Origin of the sequence: Pseudomonas sp. NY15372 (assembly GCF_048068215.1) — a bacterium.
GTDB classification, from domain to species: Bacteria; Pseudomonadota; Gammaproteobacteria; order Pseudomonadales; family Pseudomonadaceae; genus Aquipseudomonas; species Aquipseudomonas guariconensis_A.
The window spans coordinates 244275-260561 of the sequence record NZ_JBLUPY010000001.1 but is presented as its reverse complement, the minus strand read 5'-3'; the positions used below and the strand labels follow the sequence as shown (position 1 = coordinate 260561).

17 protein-coding genes are annotated in these 16287 nt (G+C 66.1%); 11 read left to right on the top strand and 6 right to left on the bottom strand.

Annotated features, from left to right (window positions below):
- The first annotated feature begins 9 nt into the window (after nucleotides 1–9).
- On the top strand, nucleotides 10–1299 hold the full coding sequence (gene glcF / locus ACNFG0_RS01155) for a glycolate oxidase subunit GlcF (protein ID WP_416763819.1): 1290 nt from the start codon (nucleotides 10–12) through the stop codon (nucleotides 1297–1299).
- Between the two features lie 23 nt (nucleotides 1300–1322).
- A complete protein-coding gene (locus tag ACNFG0_RS01150) occupies nucleotides 1323–2756 on the top strand; it encodes a PLP-dependent aminotransferase family protein (RefSeq protein WP_416763818.1) in 1434 nt (477 codons plus the stop codon).
- Here ACNFG0_RS01150 and ACNFG0_RS01145 read toward each other — a convergent pair.
- Nucleotides 2749–3945, bottom strand: a complete 1197-nt coding sequence (locus tag ACNFG0_RS01145; RefSeq protein ID WP_196154378.1) for a CynX/NimT family MFS transporter — start codon at nucleotides 3943–3945, stop codon at nucleotides 2749–2751. The genes ACNFG0_RS01150 and ACNFG0_RS01145 overlap by 8 nt on opposite strands.
- Complete coding sequence (locus ACNFG0_RS01140) at nucleotides 3942–4400, bottom strand: nucleoside deaminase (RefSeq protein ID WP_196143105.1); 459 nt, start codon at nucleotides 4398–4400, stop codon at nucleotides 3942–3944. Before ACNFG0_RS01140 ends, ACNFG0_RS01145 begins: the two co-directional genes overlap by 4 nt.
- A gap of 245 nt (nucleotides 4401–4645) precedes the next feature.
- Between ACNFG0_RS01140 and ACNFG0_RS01135 the strand changes: the two genes are divergently transcribed.
- Nucleotides 4646–5083, top strand: coding sequence for a carboxymuconolactone decarboxylase family protein (locus ACNFG0_RS01135; protein WP_196143106.1), 438 nt, complete (start codon nucleotides 4646–4648; stop codon nucleotides 5081–5083).
- Between the two features lie 337 nt (nucleotides 5084–5420).
- On the opposite strand, the gene ACNFG0_RS01130 is transcribed toward ACNFG0_RS01135, so the two are convergent.
- Complete coding sequence (locus ACNFG0_RS01130) at nucleotides 5421–6431, bottom strand: AraC family transcriptional regulator ligand-binding domain-containing protein (protein WP_416763817.1); 1011 nt, start codon at nucleotides 6429–6431, stop codon at nucleotides 5421–5423.
- Nucleotides 6432–6600: 169 nt separating this feature from the next.
- On the opposite strand from ACNFG0_RS01130, the gene ACNFG0_RS01125 reads away from it, so the two are divergent.
- The 3 genes from ACNFG0_RS01125 to ACNFG0_RS01115 are packed head-to-tail and all read left to right on the top strand — an operon-like array spanning nucleotide 6601 to nucleotide 9245.
- Nucleotides 6601–7785, top strand: coding sequence for an acetyl-CoA C-acyltransferase family protein (locus tag ACNFG0_RS01125; protein WP_416763816.1), 1185 nt, complete (start codon nucleotides 6601–6603; stop codon nucleotides 7783–7785).
- A gap of 11 nt (nucleotides 7786–7796) precedes the next feature.
- Nucleotides 7797–8645: a 3-hydroxybutyryl-CoA dehydrogenase gene (locus ACNFG0_RS01120; protein WP_416763814.1), complete on the top strand. Its 849-nt coding sequence runs from the start codon at nucleotides 7797–7799 to the stop codon at nucleotides 8643–8645.
- Between the two features lie 15 nt (nucleotides 8646–8660).
- Nucleotides 8661–9245: a TetR/AcrR family transcriptional regulator gene (locus ACNFG0_RS01115; protein WP_196143110.1), complete on the top strand. Its 585-nt coding sequence runs from the start codon at nucleotides 8661–8663 to the stop codon at nucleotides 9243–9245.
- A gap of 341 nt (nucleotides 9246–9586) precedes the next feature.
- Here ACNFG0_RS01115 and ACNFG0_RS01110 read toward each other — a convergent pair whose 3' ends face one another.
- Nucleotides 9587–10339: an anti-sigma factor family protein gene (locus tag ACNFG0_RS01110; RefSeq protein ID WP_416763813.1), complete on the bottom strand. Its 753-nt coding sequence runs from the start codon at nucleotides 10337–10339 to the stop codon at nucleotides 9587–9589.
- Entirely contained in the window at nucleotides 10336–10851 is a 516-nt protein-coding gene (locus ACNFG0_RS01105; protein WP_196143112.1) for a sigma-70 family RNA polymerase sigma factor, read from the bottom strand. Before ACNFG0_RS01105 ends, ACNFG0_RS01110 begins: the two co-directional genes overlap by 4 nt.
- A 124-nt stretch (nucleotides 10852–10975) precedes the next feature.
- Between ACNFG0_RS01105 and ACNFG0_RS01100 the strand changes: the two genes are divergently transcribed.
- The 5 genes from ACNFG0_RS01100 (at nucleotide 10976) to ACNFG0_RS01080 (ending at nucleotide 15318) form a co-directional block, all read left to right on the top strand.
- Nucleotides 10976–12028, top strand: a complete 1053-nt coding sequence (locus tag ACNFG0_RS01100; RefSeq protein WP_416763873.1) for a catalase family peroxidase — start codon at nucleotides 10976–10978, stop codon at nucleotides 12026–12028.
- Complete coding sequence (locus ACNFG0_RS01095) at nucleotides 12025–12558, top strand: cytochrome b (protein ID WP_416763812.1); 534 nt, start codon at nucleotides 12025–12027, stop codon at nucleotides 12556–12558. Before ACNFG0_RS01100 ends, ACNFG0_RS01095 begins: the two co-directional genes overlap by 4 nt.
- A gap of 83 nt (nucleotides 12559–12641) precedes the next feature.
- On the top strand, nucleotides 12642–13835 hold the full coding sequence (locus ACNFG0_RS01090) for an MFS transporter (RefSeq protein WP_196143114.1): 1194 nt from the start codon (nucleotides 12642–12644) through the stop codon (nucleotides 13833–13835).
- Nucleotides 13836–13917: 82 nt separating this feature from the next.
- Complete coding sequence (locus ACNFG0_RS01085) at nucleotides 13918–14463, top strand: cupin domain-containing protein (protein ID WP_196143115.1); 546 nt, start codon at nucleotides 13918–13920, stop codon at nucleotides 14461–14463.
- A gap of 261 nt (nucleotides 14464–14724) precedes the next feature.
- The gene (locus ACNFG0_RS01080; protein WP_416763811.1) at nucleotides 14725–15318 is read left to right on the top strand and encodes a DUF4157 domain-containing protein; all 594 of its coding nucleotides are present in this window, start codon (nucleotides 14725–14727) and stop codon (nucleotides 15316–15318) included.
- Between the two features lie 41 nt (nucleotides 15319–15359).
- Here the strand turns inward: ACNFG0_RS01080 and ACNFG0_RS01075 are convergent, their stop codons facing one another.
- Nucleotides 15360–16238, bottom strand: coding sequence for a LysR family transcriptional regulator (locus ACNFG0_RS01075; RefSeq protein ID WP_416763810.1), 879 nt, complete (start codon nucleotides 16236–16238; stop codon nucleotides 15360–15362).
- Nucleotides 16239–16287 lie beyond the last annotated feature (49 nt).

Below are 16287 nucleotides of genomic sequence, written 5' to 3'. Positions count from 1 at the left end.
GGCGATGCCATGCAAACCAACCTGAGCGATGCCGCCAAGCGCCTGGCCCGTGCCGACGAAGCCGAGCGCATCCTGCGCAGTTGCGTGCACTGCGGTTTCTGCACCGCAACCTGCCCCACCTACCAGTTGCTGGGCGACGAGCTGGACGGGCCACGCGGACGCATCTACCTGATCAAGCAGGTGCTCGAAGGCGCACCGGCCAGCGCCAGCACGCAGTTGCACCTGGACCGCTGCCTGAGCTGTCGCAACTGCGAAACCACCTGTCCTTCGGGCGTCAAATACCACGACCTGCTGGACATCGGCCGCCCCGTGGTCGAGCGGCAGGTACCACGCCCCCTGGGCGAGCGCCTGCTGCGCCAAGGCCTGCGGGCGGTAGTGCCGCGCCCTGCACTGTTCACAGCGCTCGTTCGTGCCGGGCAGGCTCTGCGGCCCCTGCTGCCGGCAACGGTCGAGGCGAAGCTGCCAAGCCAGGTGCCCCACCCCGGTGAACGACCGGCACCGCGCCATGCGCGCCGCGTACTGCTGCTCGAAGGCTGCGTGCAGCCGGCGTTGTCACCCAACACCAATGCCGCTGCCGCACGCCTGCTGGACCGCCTGGGCATCAGTGTCGAGCCGGCTCCGGGCGTCGGTTGCTGCGGCGCCGTCGATTATCACCTCAATGCCCAGGCGCAAGGCCTGGCGCGCGCCCGGCGCAACATCGACGCCTGGTGGCCGGCGATCGAAGCCGGCGCCGAGGCGATCGTGCAAACGGCCAGCGGCTGCGGGGCGTTCGTCCGCGATTATGGCCACTTGCTGGAAAACGACCCACGCTATGCCGCCAAGGCTGCCCAGGTCAGCGCCCTGGCCCGGGACCTGGTGGAAGTGCTACAGGCCGAGCCGATCGAGCGCCTGGGACTGTGCGCCGAGCAGCGCCTGGCCTTTCATTGCCCCTGCACGCTCCAGCATGCCCTGAAGCTCGGCGGCGCAGTGGAACAGTTGCTGACCCGCCTGGGTTTCACCCTGACTCCGGTTGCCGATGGCCACCTGTGTTGCGGCTCTGCGGGCACCTACTCGCTGACCCAGCCCACGCTCTCGCGTCAACTGCGGGACAACCGCCTCACTGCCCTGGAAAGCGGCGACCCCGAGGTCATCGCAACCGCCAACATCGGCTGTCAGGCACACTTGGGCAGCGCCGGGCGCACACCGGTGCGCCATTGGATCGAGATCGTCGAGGCAGCCCTTCAAGGCCCTGTCGGCTGCGGTACACCTGTATGTGGGCTTGGCCCCTTGCAGCCCGACCCACAAAACCCGAAGCTCTGATCATCCTGCATTTCGGACAACCCATGGAACTGCATATCCGCCTGCAAGGCCGCAAAGGCCTGGCCGACCAGCTCTACCAACAGCTGCGCGCCGGCATCGACAGCGGCCATCTGGCCGCCGGCACCCAGTTGCCCCCCACCCGCCTGCTCGCCGAACAATTGGGCGTGTCACGCAAGACGGTGGCCGAGGCCTATTCACGCCTGACCTACGACAACCTGCTCAGCGGCGTGGTCGGCCGCGGCACGTTCATCACCCCGCGCAAGCCGTTGCAGGCCAGCGACGCCCAGCCCATTCCCCTGGCCGCCGCCGATACGTTGCAACGCTGGCAGCAGCGCGCCACGGTGCTGGCCGGGCAGGCCCAGCATGCGCCATCGCGTCATGACTTCGTCGGCGGCGCCTCGAGCAAGGCGCAATTCCCCTTCGACCAGTGGCGCAGTTGCCTGCAATACGCCCTGCGGCGCAGCCAGCGCCACCCCCAGCGGCATTTCCCTGCCCAAGGCCTGCCCGAACTGCGCGAAGCCATCGCCCACCACATCGCCTTCGCCCGCGGTGTGCATTGCAGCGCAGCGGATGTACTGGTGTGCAACGGCGCTCAACAGGCCCTGGACCTGATCGCCCGGGTACTGATCGAGCCGGGCTGCCAGGTGGCCATGGAAGACCCCGGCTACCCCCCGGCGCGCCAGCTGTTCCTGGCGCTGGGCGCGCGCATGCAAGCGGTGCCGGTGGACGATGAAGGCATGTGCGTGGAGCAGATCGCCGATGGCACGCGGCTGATCTATGTGACGCCCTCGCACCAATTCCCGCTGGGCATGCCGATGAGCGAGCGGCGGCGTATGGCCTTGCTGGCCCGCGCGGCCGAGCTCGGCGCACTGATCATCGAAGACGACTACGACTGCGAATTCCGCTACCAGGGGCCTGCCAGCGATGCCCTGCAACGCCTCGACCGACACGGCCTGGTGGCGTATGTCGGGACCTTTTCCAAGACCTTGCTACCGGAGCTGCGTCTGGGCTACGCCGTGCTGCCGCCAAGCGTGCTGCAAGCGGCCTGTGCGGCCAAGCACCTGACTGACTGGCACAGCCCGACCCTGCAGCAATGGGCACTGGCGCGCTTCATCAGCGAGGGGCACCTGAACAAGCACATCCGCCGCTGTCATGAGGTGTACAGCACCCGCCGCGAACGGATCCTGGCACGCCTGGACGGCGACCTGGCGCCCTGGCTGACGGCGGTGCCGGCCAACGCCGGCTTTCACCTCAGCGCCCTGGCAAGCCCCGGGGTGAATGTGGAGCTGCTGGTGAGCCTGGCGCGCAAGGTCGAGGTGGGCCTCTACTCGCTGGCCCCATTCTTCAACGAAGCCCCGGTACGCCCGGGGCTGCTGTTCGGCTTCGGGGCCATCGAGCTGCTGGACATCGACCCGGCGCTGGACCGGGTCCGCGATACCTTGCAGGGCCTCAGCTGACCGTCGCCTGCGCCGCCTGCCCCGGGCGGGAAATGGCGGTGGCATAGCCTCGCGGGACGAAGCGCACGGTCACCAGCAGCATCGCCACCACGGTGATCGCCAGCAATGTCCAGGAGGCCTGGAAGTCCCCGCTCACATCACGCAGCCAACCGGTGATGTACGGCACGATACCGGTGATGATGAAACCGATGCCCTGGACGAACGCCGCCAGGCTGCCCGCTTGCGCGGGGTCCTTCTTCAAGTGCTCGAGGGTCAGGGTCAGGCTCAGGCTGAAGCATGCGCCCAGGCCCAGGCCGATCATCGCCACCCACACGCCCATGGCCAGGGTCGGCGCCAGCAGCAGGCCAAGGAAGCCCAGCAGCTGGATCGACAGTGCCAGCCACAGGCCCGGCCGACGGTCCGCCAGGCTGCGCAACAACAACGGTAGACCCAGGGCCCCGGTGACCTGGAAGATGGTCATCAGGCCGACCAGCTCACCGCCACCCTGGGCAGTGCCGCCATGCTCGATATGGTAGGCCGGCAACCAGGCCACCATACTGGTATAGCCGCCGTTGATCAGGCCGAAGTAGCTGGCCAACAGCCAGGCCCGACGGTTGCCGAACCAGTGCCCACCGCCACCCCCGGCCAGCTTCGGCGTATTGTGCCGCGGCCTGAGTACCAGCCAGGCCAGTACAGCCAGCACGGCGGGCAGTGCCCAGACGCCCAGGCCGGTCTGCCAGCGCCCGCTGGCCTCGCTGATCGAAGGCCCGAGCACCGCCGCCAGGCCTCCCCCGCTCATCAAGGCCGCCGAGTACAAGCCCATGGTGGTCGCCAGGCGCGTGGGGAACCAACGGTTGACCAGGCCCGGCATCATGCCCTGGACGATGGCCACGCCGAGCCCGGCCAGCACCGCACTGGCGATCAGCGCCCAGGCGCTGTCCAGTTGCAGCCGCCACAGACACGCCAGGGCGATCGCCGCCAGCCCCATGAGCATGCCGCCATGCTCGCTCAGCCAACGGCGCAACCAAGGTTGCAGCAAGGGGATCAGGCCCATGCACAGCACCGGCAGAGCCGTCAGCAGAGCTGCTTGCTGGTAGCCAAGGCCGGTACTGGCGCGCATGGGTTCGAGCAGCGGACCGATACTGGTGAGGATCGGCCGCAGGTTCAGCGCCAGCAGCAGCACCAGCAACAGGTTCAGTGCACCTCTCATGCCTGGTGCGCCTGCTTCCACTGAAGATACAGGTCGGCCTCCCCGGCAGGCTTGAGCGGTTTCAGGGGCAGGCTCTGCTGCTGAGGTGGGCGCGCCATCTGTGCATATACCGCGGCGGTGGACAGGCCATAGGGCTCGCCTTCGTCATTGTCATAGGCAAACCAGGCCCGTTCGATGCCGCACAGGTGCATGGCCGCCAGGCACATCGGGCACGGGTGGCCGCTGGCATAGAGCTCGGCGCCGTCCAGGCGTGGTTGCCCCAGGGCCTGGGCAGCCTTGCGGATCGCCTGCATCTCGGCGTGGGTGGTCGGGTCCTGGGTGCTGTGGATTTCATTGACGGCACGCGCCAACACCTTGCCCTGGTACACCAGCACGGCACCGAACGGGCGCCCGCCAGCCTGGATGTTGGCGCGGGCCAGGTCGAGGGCTTCGCGCATGAAACGTTCATCGGACATCGTTGGACTCTCTGGGTGCAAGACCCGGTCATTATCCCGCCTTGGCCAGGCGAGCCAAAATGAAGAGATTGGATGCAGGTCAGTGGCCCCCTGAATGGATCGATTGGTCCCCTGGCAAAACCTGGGATTGGCTATCGGGCGATCCATGGCCCGGCGCTAAGGTATGACCCAGTGGGAGCGGGCTTGTCCCGCGATGGGTCGCAGCGCGGCCGAGAACACTATCCACCCTCACACCGGAGTCAACCATGCACGACCGTATCGAATGGGCCAAGCACGCCCCGCAAGCCTACAAAGCCATGATCGGCCTGGAGCAAGCCCTGGCCAACAGCGGCCTGGAGAACTCGCTGCTCGAACTGGTTCGGCTGCGCGCCTCGCAGATCAACGGCTGCGCCTATTGCGTCAACATGCACGCCAACGATGCGCGCAAGGCCGGGGAAACCGAAGCCCGCCTGCAGACCCTCTGCGTCTGGCAGGAAACCACTTATTTCACGCCCCGCGAACGGGCCGCCCTGGCTTGGCTGGAGTGCCTTACCCGCCTACCCGAACGCGGCGCGCCCCAACCGCAGTACGAAGCGCTGCTGGAGCATTTCGAGCCCGCTGAAGTGGCCAACCTGACCCTGGCCATTGCCACCATCAATGCCTGGAATCGTTTTGGCGTGGGCTTTGCCATGGTGCCGGCCTGATCGACCTGGACAGCTTCATCGCGGAACAAGCCCACAGAGAACAAGCGGCTAACGCCGCGCCCCCTGTGGGAGCGGGCTTGCCCGCGATCAAGGGCGAAGCCCTTGCCAGGCGACGATGATATCGGGCCCGGCCCAATCGCGGGACAAGCCCGCTCCCACCCGGCCTGCGCTGTTTTCAAAGACACCGCCGTACCTGTGGGAGCTGGCTTGCCAGCGATAGGACCGGGGCAAGCAACTCAAGACAGTTGGCTCCCACAAAGGACCTGCAAACTCAAATAGTTATGCGTTGTTCTATGAGAGCGGCCTTGCGCCGCGATGGGCCCCACAGCGGCCGCCACTACCGCCCGGCCAACCGCGCCCGATAGCTCCCTGGGCTGTACCCGGTCCACTTCTTGAAGGCACGGTGAAAGGCGCTGGGCTCCTGGAAGCCGGTCTGCTCGGCGATCTCGGCGATGCTCAGCACACCTTCACGCAAGCGCTCGAAGGCCATGGCCCGGCGCACCTCGTCCTTGATCTGCTGGTACGAGCGCCCTTCCCGTTCCAGCTGGCGGCGGAACGTGCTGGCACTGATGCCCTGCTGCTCGGCCATGGCCTGCAGGGTCGGCCATTGGCCGTAGCGCCGGGCACGTAAATGGCGGTAGACCACCGCCGCCAGGCCGTTCTGGTTGCGAAAGCGAATCACCAGCCCCTGGGGTGCGCTGCGCAGGAAGGTTTTCAGTGCGGCCAAGTCCTGCACCACCGGCAGGCGCAGGTAGGCACTGTCGAACTCCACCTCGGTGCGACCGCTGCCCAGGCGCAGGTCCGGCCCCCACAGCAGCGTATCGTCCTCCTGGGCCGGGCGGGCCACCGCAAGCTCGGTACGGTCGATGGCGATGCGCCGCCCGGCGAGCCAGCAAAGCAAGCCGATCACCAGCACCAGGAAGGTTTCCTCGGCGTACACCCGGGTCAGCGGGTCGGCGATGGTCGATTGCACGCTGACCACCGCCCGACCGCCACGCACCGAGAACGCGCCGCGCAGGTCGCGCAGGAACAAGGCGAAATTGCCCAGGCACTGGCGCAGGGCCTTCTCCAGGGTGGGCTCCTGGATCAGGCCACGGCAGATCAGCGCGAAGCTGCCGATGGGCATGCCATGGCTATCCAAATGAAAGAACTCGTCATCCAGCACATGGATCAGCTCCAGCCACAGCTGGGCGAACGCCTTGGCCGGTACCCGTGCCTGGGGCTGCGCGAGCAGGGCCGGGTCGATGCCTACCGCGCGCAGGTAGGCGTCGCGCTCGCCGGGACGCTCGCGCAGGCTGTGCAGCATGGCGTTGAGGAAGTACACCGCGACCGAATCGCTATCGCGCATGGCTGGTTTTCACTGTCTATGCTGGGTGGCAAAAAATGCCAGGTTTACTGAACAGATCCGGCATAGGCCGGGCCCAGGCGTTTGCCTAGACTCGACCCATTCCGGGAACGCCGGCCATTCTCGCAGAGCCTGTGCCGGTCCCGCCATGCCTTCGCAATCGGAGCCTTCCATGAGCAACGCAGAAATCTACGTCGTCAGTGCAGTCCGTTCGGCCATCGGTGGTTTCGGTGGGTCTCTCAAGGACCTGCCGCTGGCAGACCTGGCCAGCGCCATCAGCCGCGCCGCCATCGAGCGTTCGGGTGTGGCCGCCAGCGACATCGGCCATGTGGTCATGGGTACCGTGATCCCCACCGAGCCGCGCGATGCCTACCTCAGCCGCGTCGCTTCGATGAATGCCGGCGTACCGAAGGAAACCCCGGCCTTCAACGTCAACCGCCTGTGCGGTTCGGGCCTGCAGGCCATCGTATCGGCGGCGCAGACCCTGCTGCTGGGCGATACCGACGTGGCCCTGGCCGCTGGCGCCGAGTCCATGAGCCGCGGTCCCTACCTGCTGCCGCAAGCCCGTTGGGGCGCGCGCATGGGCGACCTGCAAGGCATCGACTACACCGTGGGCGTGCTGCAGGACCCCTTCGAACACTTCCACATGGGCATCACCGCCGAAAACGTTGCGGCCAAGCATGGCATCACCCGGGACATGCAGGATGAGCTGGCCCTGACCAGCCAGCGCCGCGCCGCCCGAGCCATTGCCGAAGGCCGTTTCGCCAGCCAGATCGTCCCCATTGAGCTGAAGACCCGCAAAGGCAGCGTGCAGTTCGCCACCGACGAGCACGTGCGCGCCGAAGTGACCGCCGAGCAACTGGCCGGCATGAAGCCGGTGTTCAAGAAAGACGGGAGCGTCACCGCCGGCAACGCCAGCGGCATCAACGACGGTGCAGCCGGCCTGGTCCTGGCCACCGGTGACGCCGTGCGTCGCCTGGGCCTCAAACCCCTGGCACGCCTGGTGGCATACGCCCACGCCGGCGTCGAGCCGGAACTGATGGGCCTGGGCCCGATCCCGGCCACGCGCAAGGTGCTGGAGAAGGCCGGCCTGGCCATCCACGACCTGGACGTGATCGAATCCAACGAAGCCTTCGCCGCCCAGGCCTGCGCCGTGGCCCGCGCGCTGGACTTCGACCCGGAGAAGGTCAACCCCAACGGTTCGGGCATCTCCCTTGGCCACCCGGTCGGTGCCACCGGTGCGATCATCGCCACCAAGGCCATCCATGAACTGCACCGTACCCAGGGCCGCTATGCCCTGGCCACCATGTGCATCGGCGGCGGCCAAGGCATCGCCGTGGTCTTCGAGCGCGTTTGAGGAGTCTGGACGTGAGCATTCAACAGATCGCCGTGATCGGCGCCGGCACCATGGGCAACGGCATCGCCCAGGTCTGTGCAGTGGCGGGCTACCAGGTAATGCTGATCGATGTGTCCGAGGCCGCGCTCGAGCGTGGCGTGGCGACCCTGGGCAAGAACCTGGAGCGCCAGGTCAACAAAGGCACCCTGGAAGCCGACAAGGCCCTGGCGGCCAGAACGCGCATCCGCACCAGCACCGACTACGCCGAGCTGGCCAGCGCGCAGCTGGTGATCGAGGCAGCCACCGAGAACCTCGAGCTCAAGCAGCGTATTCTCAAGCAGGTCGCCGCCAATGTCGGCAATGACTGCCTGATCGCCACCAACACCTCGTCGCTGTCGGTCACAGCCCTTGCCGCCAGCATCGAGCACCCGGAGCGCTTCATCGGCGTGCACTTCTTCAACCCGGTGCCGATGATGGCCCTGGTGGAAATCATCCGCGGCCTGCAGACCAGCGACAGCACCTATGCCCAAGCGCTGGTAGTGACCGAAAAGCTGGGCAAGACGCCGATTACCGCCGGCAACCGCCCAGGCTTCGTGGTCAACCGCATCCTGGTGCCGATGATCAACGAGGCGATCTTCGTGCGCCAGGAAGGCCTGGCCAGTGCCGAGGACATCGACACCGGCATGCGCCTGGGCTGCAACCAGCCGATCGGCCCGCTGGCCCTGGCCGACCTGATCGGCCTGGACACCTTGCTGGCGATCATGGAGGCCTTCCACGAGGGCTTCAACGACAGCAAATACCGCCCTGCCCCGCTGCTCAAGGAAATGGTCGCCGCCGGCTACCTGGGGCGTAAAAGCGGCCGCGGTTTCTTCACCTACTGATCGGGAGCGAGCGCCATGCCAGTCAATGCCGCCCTGCGCTGTGCGAATTTCGAAGAGCGCCGCGACAAGGCCATGGCGCTCTTCGCCGAAAAAGGCTTTGGCCAGGTCAGCATGCGCGAATTGGCTGCGCATGTGGGCCTGACCGCAGGTTCGCTGTATCACCATTTCCCAAGCAAGCAGGACCTGTTGTACGACCTGATAGAGGAGCTGTACGAGGAATTGCAGGCAACCCTGGACCAGGGACGCCGGGCGCTGGCACGTGGACAGGCGGTATTGCCCCGCCTGATTGCCGCGCACTGGCAGTTGCATGTGGAGCGCCCCATGCAGTTTCGCCTGGCCGAACGGGACTTCTGCTGCCTGAGCGAAGCGCAGCAGGCGCGGCTGATGGAGCTGCGGGCACGCTACGAAAAAGGGCTGTTGCATCTGATCGCACCACAGCCCCAAGTGCAGGGAAAGACGTTGGCCGCTACGGGGCATGTGCTGGCGACGCTGCTCAATCAACTGCCTGGGTTGTTGTTGGGGCGAGGCTTGAGTGAGGCGCAGGCGCTTGAACTGATGGAAAGCTTGCTGCTAGGTGGGGTTGAAAGGGCATTGAGGTAGGGTTTGCCAGAATCCAGTCGCCTGGCTCTGGCCCTATCGCGGAGCACGCCGGCTTCCGCGTTGTGGGAGATCACCCAGCCCTTGAGCTGCGCTGTCGCGCAAAGAACAAGCGACTAGCGCTGGTCCCCCTGCGGGAGCGGCGGTGCGGCGGTCCGACTTGCCCCGCGATCAAGGGCGAAGCCCTTGCCAGGCGACGGTGATATCAGGCCCGGCCCTATCGCGGGACAAGCCCGCTCCCACAAGGCCCGCAAAATCAAATAGTTATGCGTTGTTCTATGAGAGCGGGCTTGCCCCGCGGTAGGGCTGGTGAGCGCATCCCCGACTCGCAAGCACTAAACGCATCACAGGCTCACCCCCAAAGCCCGCCGGACCTGCTCCCCACGCGCATCGTCCGCCTCGCTGACCAGGGCGAAGTTGTAGGCACCATGGGACCAATAACGGGCTTGCAGCCCACCGTCGGTTCGCTGCCCATTCGGCATGCGTGCATAGCGTTCGCTTGGCGAGCGCAGGAACAGACTGATGCGCTCCCCTTGTCGATCCTGGAAGACCAGCAAGGCCGCTGCGCCCTCCTCGTTGCTGAGCAACCGAGCGCCCACCGGCTGGAAACCATAGCCGGCAAGGTCAGGCAACTGCCCGACCTGCTCGAAGTGGCGCCGTAGCCAGTCCTGGAGCCGCGCAGGGTCGGTGGCCTGCATGTCCAATGCCGTACCGCCAGCGAATAGGCGATGGGCCTGGACCGCATCCTCCATGGGCTGCACGCCTGTAAACAGGGTTGCCTCACGCGCCTGCCAGCCTCCGAGCCCACCCACTCCCAACGCCAGCAACAACGCCGCCGCCGACGCCCAGAGCCGCCGTCGGCGTTGGTGCAGCCGTTGCCGCAGATGCTCAAGATCCAGCCGAGCCTGGCCTGCCATGTCGGGGAAGCCCGCCAAGGCCGCCCGCAAACGCCTGGCATCGCTGCGCCAAGCCTCGACCCTCGCCTGTTCGTGCGGGTTGGCCGCCAGCCACGCCTGCACTTCGCCGCGCCGCGCCGGGGGCAACCGGTCATCGACGTAGGCGTGCAATTCGTCCTCGGAAGGAATCAGCCGGGTCATTTCAGTCTCCGCAAAGCCGGGGGTGTAGGGTTGCCCTCGGTCAGCTCACGCAGGGCGGCACGGGCGCGCGACAGGCGCGACATCACCGTGCCGATGGGAATATCCAAGGCCTGGGCCGCCTCCTTGTAGCTCAAGCCCTCGACGGTGACCAACAACAGCAATGCCCGCTGTTCGGTAGACAGCTGGGCGAAGGCCCGCAGGTCGGCGTGCGCCAGGACGATGCGTTCGGTCTCGCCGCCAATGGCCTCCTCCTGGGCACGTCCGAACCAGGCCAGCCAGCGCGCATGCAGGCGCTCGCGGCGCTTACCATCGAGGAACAGCCGGTACAGGATGGTGAACAACCAGGCCCGCAGGCTGTCCGCCTCACGGGGTTGCCCACCACGGCTCAGGGCGCGCTCGACCGTGGCCTGCACCAGGTCGTCGGCATTGCCCGACTCATGGCACAGCCACAAGGCGAAACGGCGTAGCCGTTGAAGCAGCTCGCGCCACTGTTGTTCATCCAGGTCATGCATGTTCAGGTCCCGGTCCTTGAAGGCTGTCAGTCTAATGAGCAGACGCCTGGGGCTGAAATTTATTCCTCGCCTGGGAATAAAAGCCTCCCGATTACGTCGTACCGGCTCACTCAATGCGCGGATCCTGATCATGAACACACCTTTGCACGGCCCTGCCAAAGCCCTGCGTCTGGCCGCCATCGGCGCCGCCATGGCGGCCCTGGGGGCAGGCTTTGCCTACGCCGCCGGCTGGATAGGTACACCAGCGTTGACGCCCCAGCGCATCATCGACACCTTCGAGGCCCAGGCCGGGCATTACCCCGGTTATCGCAAGAACCACGCCAAGGGATTGTGTGTCAGCGGCTATTTCCAAAGCAGCGGACTGGCAGAACCGCTCTCCCGCGCCCGGGTCTTCAGCCAACCGCGCGTGCCGGTGATCGGGCGTTTCGCCATCGGCGGCGCCAACCCGTTCAGCCCCGACACCAGCATCCCGGTGCGCAGCCTGGCCTTGCAGTTCAGTACCGACGACGGGCAAGTCTGGCGCACCGGCATGAACAACCCACCGGTGCTGGCGGTCGCCACGCCGCAGGCGTTCTATCAACAGGTCCTGGCCATGACGCCAGACCCCACCACGAAAAAGCCCGACCCGTCCAAGATGCAGGCATTCTTCGCTGCGCACCCAGAAAGCGCGGCCTTCCGCCAATGGGCGTCCGCCTACAAGCCCAGCGACAGTTTCGCCAGCACCCAGTATCACAGCATCAACGCCTTCGTGCTCAAAGACGGTGGCGGCCAGACCCACCCGGTGCGCTGGCAACTGGAGCCGCAAACGGCATTCGCGCCCTTGCCGGGGCACGTCGAGGACAACCTGTACCTGCAGCACGACCTTCGACAGCGTCTGGCCCAGGGCCCGTTGCGCTGGACCTTGCGCCTGGTGCTGGCCGAGCCAGGCGACCCCGTGAATGATCCGTCCCAACCGTGGCCAGCTGGGCGGCGCAGCATCGACGCCGGGACGCTGGTGGTCGAGCAGGTCGACGCCCCCGAGCAAGGCGCCTGCCGCGATATCAACTTCGACCCACTGATATTGCCTCACGGCATCGAGCCGTCCGACGACCCGATCCTCGCTGCGCGTTCGGCAGCCTATTCGGAATCCTTCAACCGCCGTAGCCGCGAGTCCCTCGCCACCGGAGCACGCCCATGAGCGCCACCGCCTTCCACCCCCTCGTCCGCCTGGTGCATTGGCTGATGGCCGTGCTGATCCTAGCCATGCTGTTCATCGGCGTGAGCATGGTGGGCGACCTGTCGCCCCGTCATCCGTTGCTGGTCGAGCTGCACAAAGCCACCGGCCTTGCCCTGCTCGCCCTGGTGATCGTGCGCATCGGCCTGCGCCTGACCTTGGCGCACCCACCGTTGCCGCGCGACCTGCCGCCGCTGCAACGCATGGCGGCCGGCGCCTCGCACCTGCTGCTCTATGCGCTGATGCTGGCCATGCCCCTGCTCGGCTGGGCGATGCTGTCAGCCGGTGGCTATCCGCGGCCCCTGCAACTGCCAGCCATCGTGCCCCATGACCTGCAGCTGTACGCCGTCCTGCGCCAGGCCCATGGCTGGGCCGGCTACGTGTTGTTCGCCACGGTGCTGGTGCACCTGGGCGCGGCGCTGATGCATGCTCTGGTGCGTCGGGATGGCGTGCTGCGTGCCATGTGGCCTGGCCCTTTGCGCCGAGGCGAATGACACGGTGATGGGCAGCCGAGTCGACAGATACGGGCAATCGTCACTACCATCTGCCCTTCTGTTCCGAACTGCCTGGACTGCCCATGACCCTCGCGAAGGCCCCTGCCGCGCCCACCCTGGACCTACGCCCCCTGCTGCTGGTCAGCATGGCCTGCACCATGTCGATGATGGCGTTCGTCTCCCTGGTGGGCCCGATCGCCCGCCTGCTCGGCATGGCGACCTGGCAGGCCGGTGCGGCGGTGACCGTGGCCGGCGTGGTCTGGGTGCTGCTGGCACGCCCCTGGGGACGCGCCGCCGACCTTCACGGGCGCAGGCGCATCCTGCTGCTGGGCAGTGCGGGCTTCACCGTGTCCTACTGGTTGCTGTGCCTGTTCATCGACGGTGCCTTGCATTGGCTGCCTGGCGCGACCCTGGCGTTCGTCGGCCTGATGCTCACCCGCGGGCTGATCGGCGCCTTCTACGCCGCCTTGCCGGTCAGCGCCAATGCCCTGATCGCCGACCATGTCGAGCCGCAACGCCGGGTGCGAGCCATGGCCTCGCTGGGCGCGGCCAACGCCGTGGGCCTGGTGCTGGGCCCAGCATTGGCGGCGCTGCTGGCGCGCCACAGCCTGAGCATGCCCTTCTATGTGATGTCGCTGCTGCCGGCGAGCGCCTTCCTCGTGCTGCTGTTCAAGCTCAAGCCGCAACCACTGGCACACAGCCATGCACCAAGCCCGGTCCGGCTAGGTGACCGACGCCTGCGTCGCCCCTTGTTGGTCGCCTTCAGCGCCATGCTCAGCGTGACGGTGTCGCAGATCACCGTGGGTTTCTTCGCCCTTGATCGCCTGCAACTGGGCCCGGCCGATGCCGCCCAGGCTGCCGGCATCGCCCTGACCACCGTGGGCGTTGCGCTGATACTGGTGCAGGTGCTGCTGCGTCGTTTGGAGTGGCCACCGCTGAAGATGATCCGCATCGGTGCCAGTGTCTCGGCCCTGGGCTTCGCCTGCGCCGCGCTGGCCGCCAGCGCGCCCTGGCTGTGGGCCGCGTTCTTCGTCGCGGCTGGCGGCATGGGCTTTGTCTTTCCGGCCTTCTCGGCGTTGGCGGCCAATGCCATGCACGCCTCGGAACAAGGCGCCACCGCCGGCTCCGTCGGCGCCGCCCAAGGCATGGGGGCGGTGATCGGGCCGTTGGCCGGCACCCTGGTCTATGCCCTGGACCCACGCCTGCCGTTCCTGGCGGTGGCCGTGCTGTTGCTGGTGGTCGGGCTGTGGCCGACGCCCGCCGACCAACGCCACTGACGAGCACAGCGCGCTGCCGCCCAGAGTATGCTTTAATGCGTCGCCCATTATTTTTGACACCTCTCTATCTAACAAGGCGGCTATGGACACGGGGACACGACTCAAACTGGTGCGTGAACGCAACAACCTCTCCCAGCGGGAACTGGCCCGCCGCAGTGGCCTGACCAACTCGACGATCTCGCAGATCGAACAGAACCGTGTCAGCCCTTCGGTCAGTTCCCTGAAAAAGCTGCTCGAAGGGATTCCCATGTCCCTGGCCGAGTTCTTCAGTTTCGACGAACCGGTGCGCGAAGAGCGCTACGTATTCCGCGCTGGCGAGCAGCCGGACCTGGGCCGTAACGGCCTGCGCATGCTGCTGGTCGGTGCCAGTGTGGAAGGTCGTCAGATGCGCATGTTGCGCGAGCTCTATGCCCCAGGCGCCGACTCCGGCGAGCCGATCGTGCACTCCGAAGGCGAAGAATGCGGCCTGGTCACCCGCGGCACCGTCGAATTGTGGGTCGATGGGCATGTGAGCATTCTCAACTCCGGCGACGGGTATTACATCCCCACCACCCTGCCGCACAGCTTCAAGAACATCGGCCCCGACGAAGCCGAGATCATCAGCGCCAATACCCCGGCCAACTTCTGATCCGTACCTGGGCCATTTCGCAGCGCAAGCGCGGGACGAGCCGCCCTCATAGAACAACCCATAACTATTTGATTTTACGGGTCTCTTGTGGGAGCGGGCTTGTCCCGCGATTGGGCGAGGCCCGATATCACCGTCGCCTGGCAAGGGCTTCGCCCTTGATCGCGGGACAAGCCCGCTCCCACAGGGGTCAGCATGTTGGCCGGTGAGGATGTTCAAGCCCAGGTGCTGGAGGCAGTCGTGGTTTTGTCGACAGGACCTTGAATGAAACGCGCTAATCTTCTGTTCGGCCTCTTGTTCACCCTTCCTGTACACGCGCAAACCGCCTGCCCGCCCGGCCAGTACGAGGTGTGCCTGATGGGCTGCTTCTGCGCGCCGATCGACCCCGGCCAGGCGGGCCAGATATTCAAGGACGTGGAAACCATGGCCTCCGGCAGCCTGGCTTTCGCGTTGCACCAGGCCCGTGACGAGGCGAGCGCAGCCGGCACCCAGCCGATCCCTCTGCACATCCGTGTCCAGCTCGAGCCGTGGTACGACTTCGCCGTGCTCGATGCAGCGCGTTATCGGGTAGGCAACGAAAAGCAGATGAGCGCGGCCAATGCCATATTGCAAAACCCGGATGTGAACGCGGTGACGTTGATCGACACGATCATCTTCCGCCGGGCGCAGGATGCCGAGGACAATGTCGCGCTCTGGGCCCATGAGCTCAAGCACGTGCAGCAATACCAGGAACTGGGAGTCGAGGAATTCGCCCGGCGGTATACGCGTAACTATGACGAGCTCGAGAGGCCGGCCTACCAGATCGAAGCACAGGTGGCCAAGGCGTTGCGCGAGAACAGTGCCGGGCGGGCCCGATAGAGGAATCAGCAGCAGCGTAATTCAATACCGACCATGACCCCCTATTGGCCCAGGCACAGCGCCATGAACCGAGCAGCCGCCCGCGAAGGTGTCGCGGCATGGGGCATCAGGATCGAGAAATGGCGTGTCAGGGGCTGTGGCGCAATGCCCAGGCGGTGCAGGGCATTGTCTTCATGACGAATCGACATCGCTGACACGAAGCCGATGCCCATCCCTGCCCTGACTGCCTCCTTCACCCCTTCCACTCCGGCGATCTCCAGCGCTACACGCATCGCCACGCCCTCACGGGCGAAGGCGCGCTCCACCAATTGCCGCACGCCTGAACCACTTTCGCGCAGCACCAATGGGTAAGCCCCCAACACGGCGAGGGGTTGCGTCTGGCTGCCGCTCGCCAAAGGGTGGTTGCCCGGGACGATGGCGACGATTTCATCTTCGCGCCAGGCCGTGACTTCGGTGCCCAACGCCAGCTCCTGGCCGGGCGGCCCTTCGATCAGGGCGATATCGAGGGTTTCCAGCGCCGCAACGATTTCCGAGGTGTTGCCATTGGTCGTGGTGACGACTACATCCGGGTAACGCCCATGAAAATCCGCCAGCAGATAAGGCAATAGATAGCTGGCCGGCGTAGTGCTCGCACCGATGCGCAACGTGCCGCGCTCAAGGCCGCGCATGGCATCACGCAGTGCCTGGGCCTGGCGAAAGGTTTCGCGCAGGCGCTCGGCATGCCCAAGCAACTGCTCGCCGGCCGCGGTCAGGCGCACGCCACGGCCTGCGCGTTGGTACAACGGCTCGCCGAACGCTTCTTGCAACAGCTTGAGCTGGCCCGAGACGGCTGGCTGGGACAAATGCAGTGCGTTCGCGGCGTGGCTGATATTGCCATGCTCGGCAACCGTGGCGAACGTTATCAGTTGTTCTGGGGTCATTTGGCAAAAATATCAGCTAAACGGATATTTTACATCTCAAAGTACGATT

What these genes read in the sequence shown, in the direction of transcription:
- glcF (WP_416763819.1), top strand. Translation starts at nt 10, where the DNA reads ATGCAAACCAACCTGAGCGATGCCGCCAAGCGCCTGGCCCGTGCCGAC.
- ACNFG0_RS01150 (WP_416763818.1), top strand. Translation starts at nt 1,323, where the DNA reads ATGGAACTGCATATCCGCCTGCAAGGCCGCAAAGGCCTGGCCGACCAG.
- ACNFG0_RS01145 (WP_196154378.1), bottom strand. Translation starts at nt 3,945, where the DNA reads ATGAGAGGTGCACTGAACCTGTTGCTGGTGCTGCTGCTGGCGCTGAAC.
- ACNFG0_RS01140 (WP_196143105.1), bottom strand. Translation starts at nt 4,400, where the DNA reads ATGTCCGATGAACGTTTCATGCGCGAAGCCCTCGACCTGGCCCGCGCC.
- ACNFG0_RS01135 (WP_196143106.1), top strand. Translation starts at nt 4,646, where the DNA reads ATGCACGACCGTATCGAATGGGCCAAGCACGCCCCGCAAGCCTACAAA.
- ACNFG0_RS01130 (WP_416763817.1), bottom strand. Translation starts at nt 6,431, where the DNA reads ATGCGCGATAGCGATTCGGTCGCGGTGTACTTCCTCAACGCCATGCTG.
- ACNFG0_RS01125 (WP_416763816.1), top strand. Translation starts at nt 6,601, where the DNA reads ATGAGCAACGCAGAAATCTACGTCGTCAGTGCAGTCCGTTCGGCCATC.
- ACNFG0_RS01115 (WP_196143110.1), top strand. Translation starts at nt 8,661, where the DNA reads ATGCCAGTCAATGCCGCCCTGCGCTGTGCGAATTTCGAAGAGCGCCGC.
- ACNFG0_RS01110 (WP_416763813.1), bottom strand. Translation starts at nt 10,339, where the DNA reads ATGACCCGGCTGATTCCTTCCGAGGACGAATTGCACGCCTACGTCGAT.
- ACNFG0_RS01105 (WP_196143112.1), bottom strand. Translation starts at nt 10,851, where the DNA reads ATGCATGACCTGGATGAACAACAGTGGCGCGAGCTGCTTCAACGGCTA.
- ACNFG0_RS01095 (WP_416763812.1), top strand. Translation starts at nt 12,025, where the DNA reads ATGAGCGCCACCGCCTTCCACCCCCTCGTCCGCCTGGTGCATTGGCTG.
- ACNFG0_RS01090 (WP_196143114.1), top strand. Translation starts at nt 12,642, where the DNA reads ATGACCCTCGCGAAGGCCCCTGCCGCGCCCACCCTGGACCTACGCCCC.
- ACNFG0_RS01085 (WP_196143115.1), top strand. Translation starts at nt 13,918, where the DNA reads ATGGACACGGGGACACGACTCAAACTGGTGCGTGAACGCAACAACCTC.
- ACNFG0_RS01080 (WP_416763811.1), top strand. Translation starts at nt 14,725, where the DNA reads ATGAAACGCGCTAATCTTCTGTTCGGCCTCTTGTTCACCCTTCCTGTA.
- ACNFG0_RS01075 (WP_416763810.1), bottom strand. Translation starts at nt 16,238, where the DNA reads ATGACCCCAGAACAACTGATAACGTTCGCCACGGTTGCCGAGCATGGC.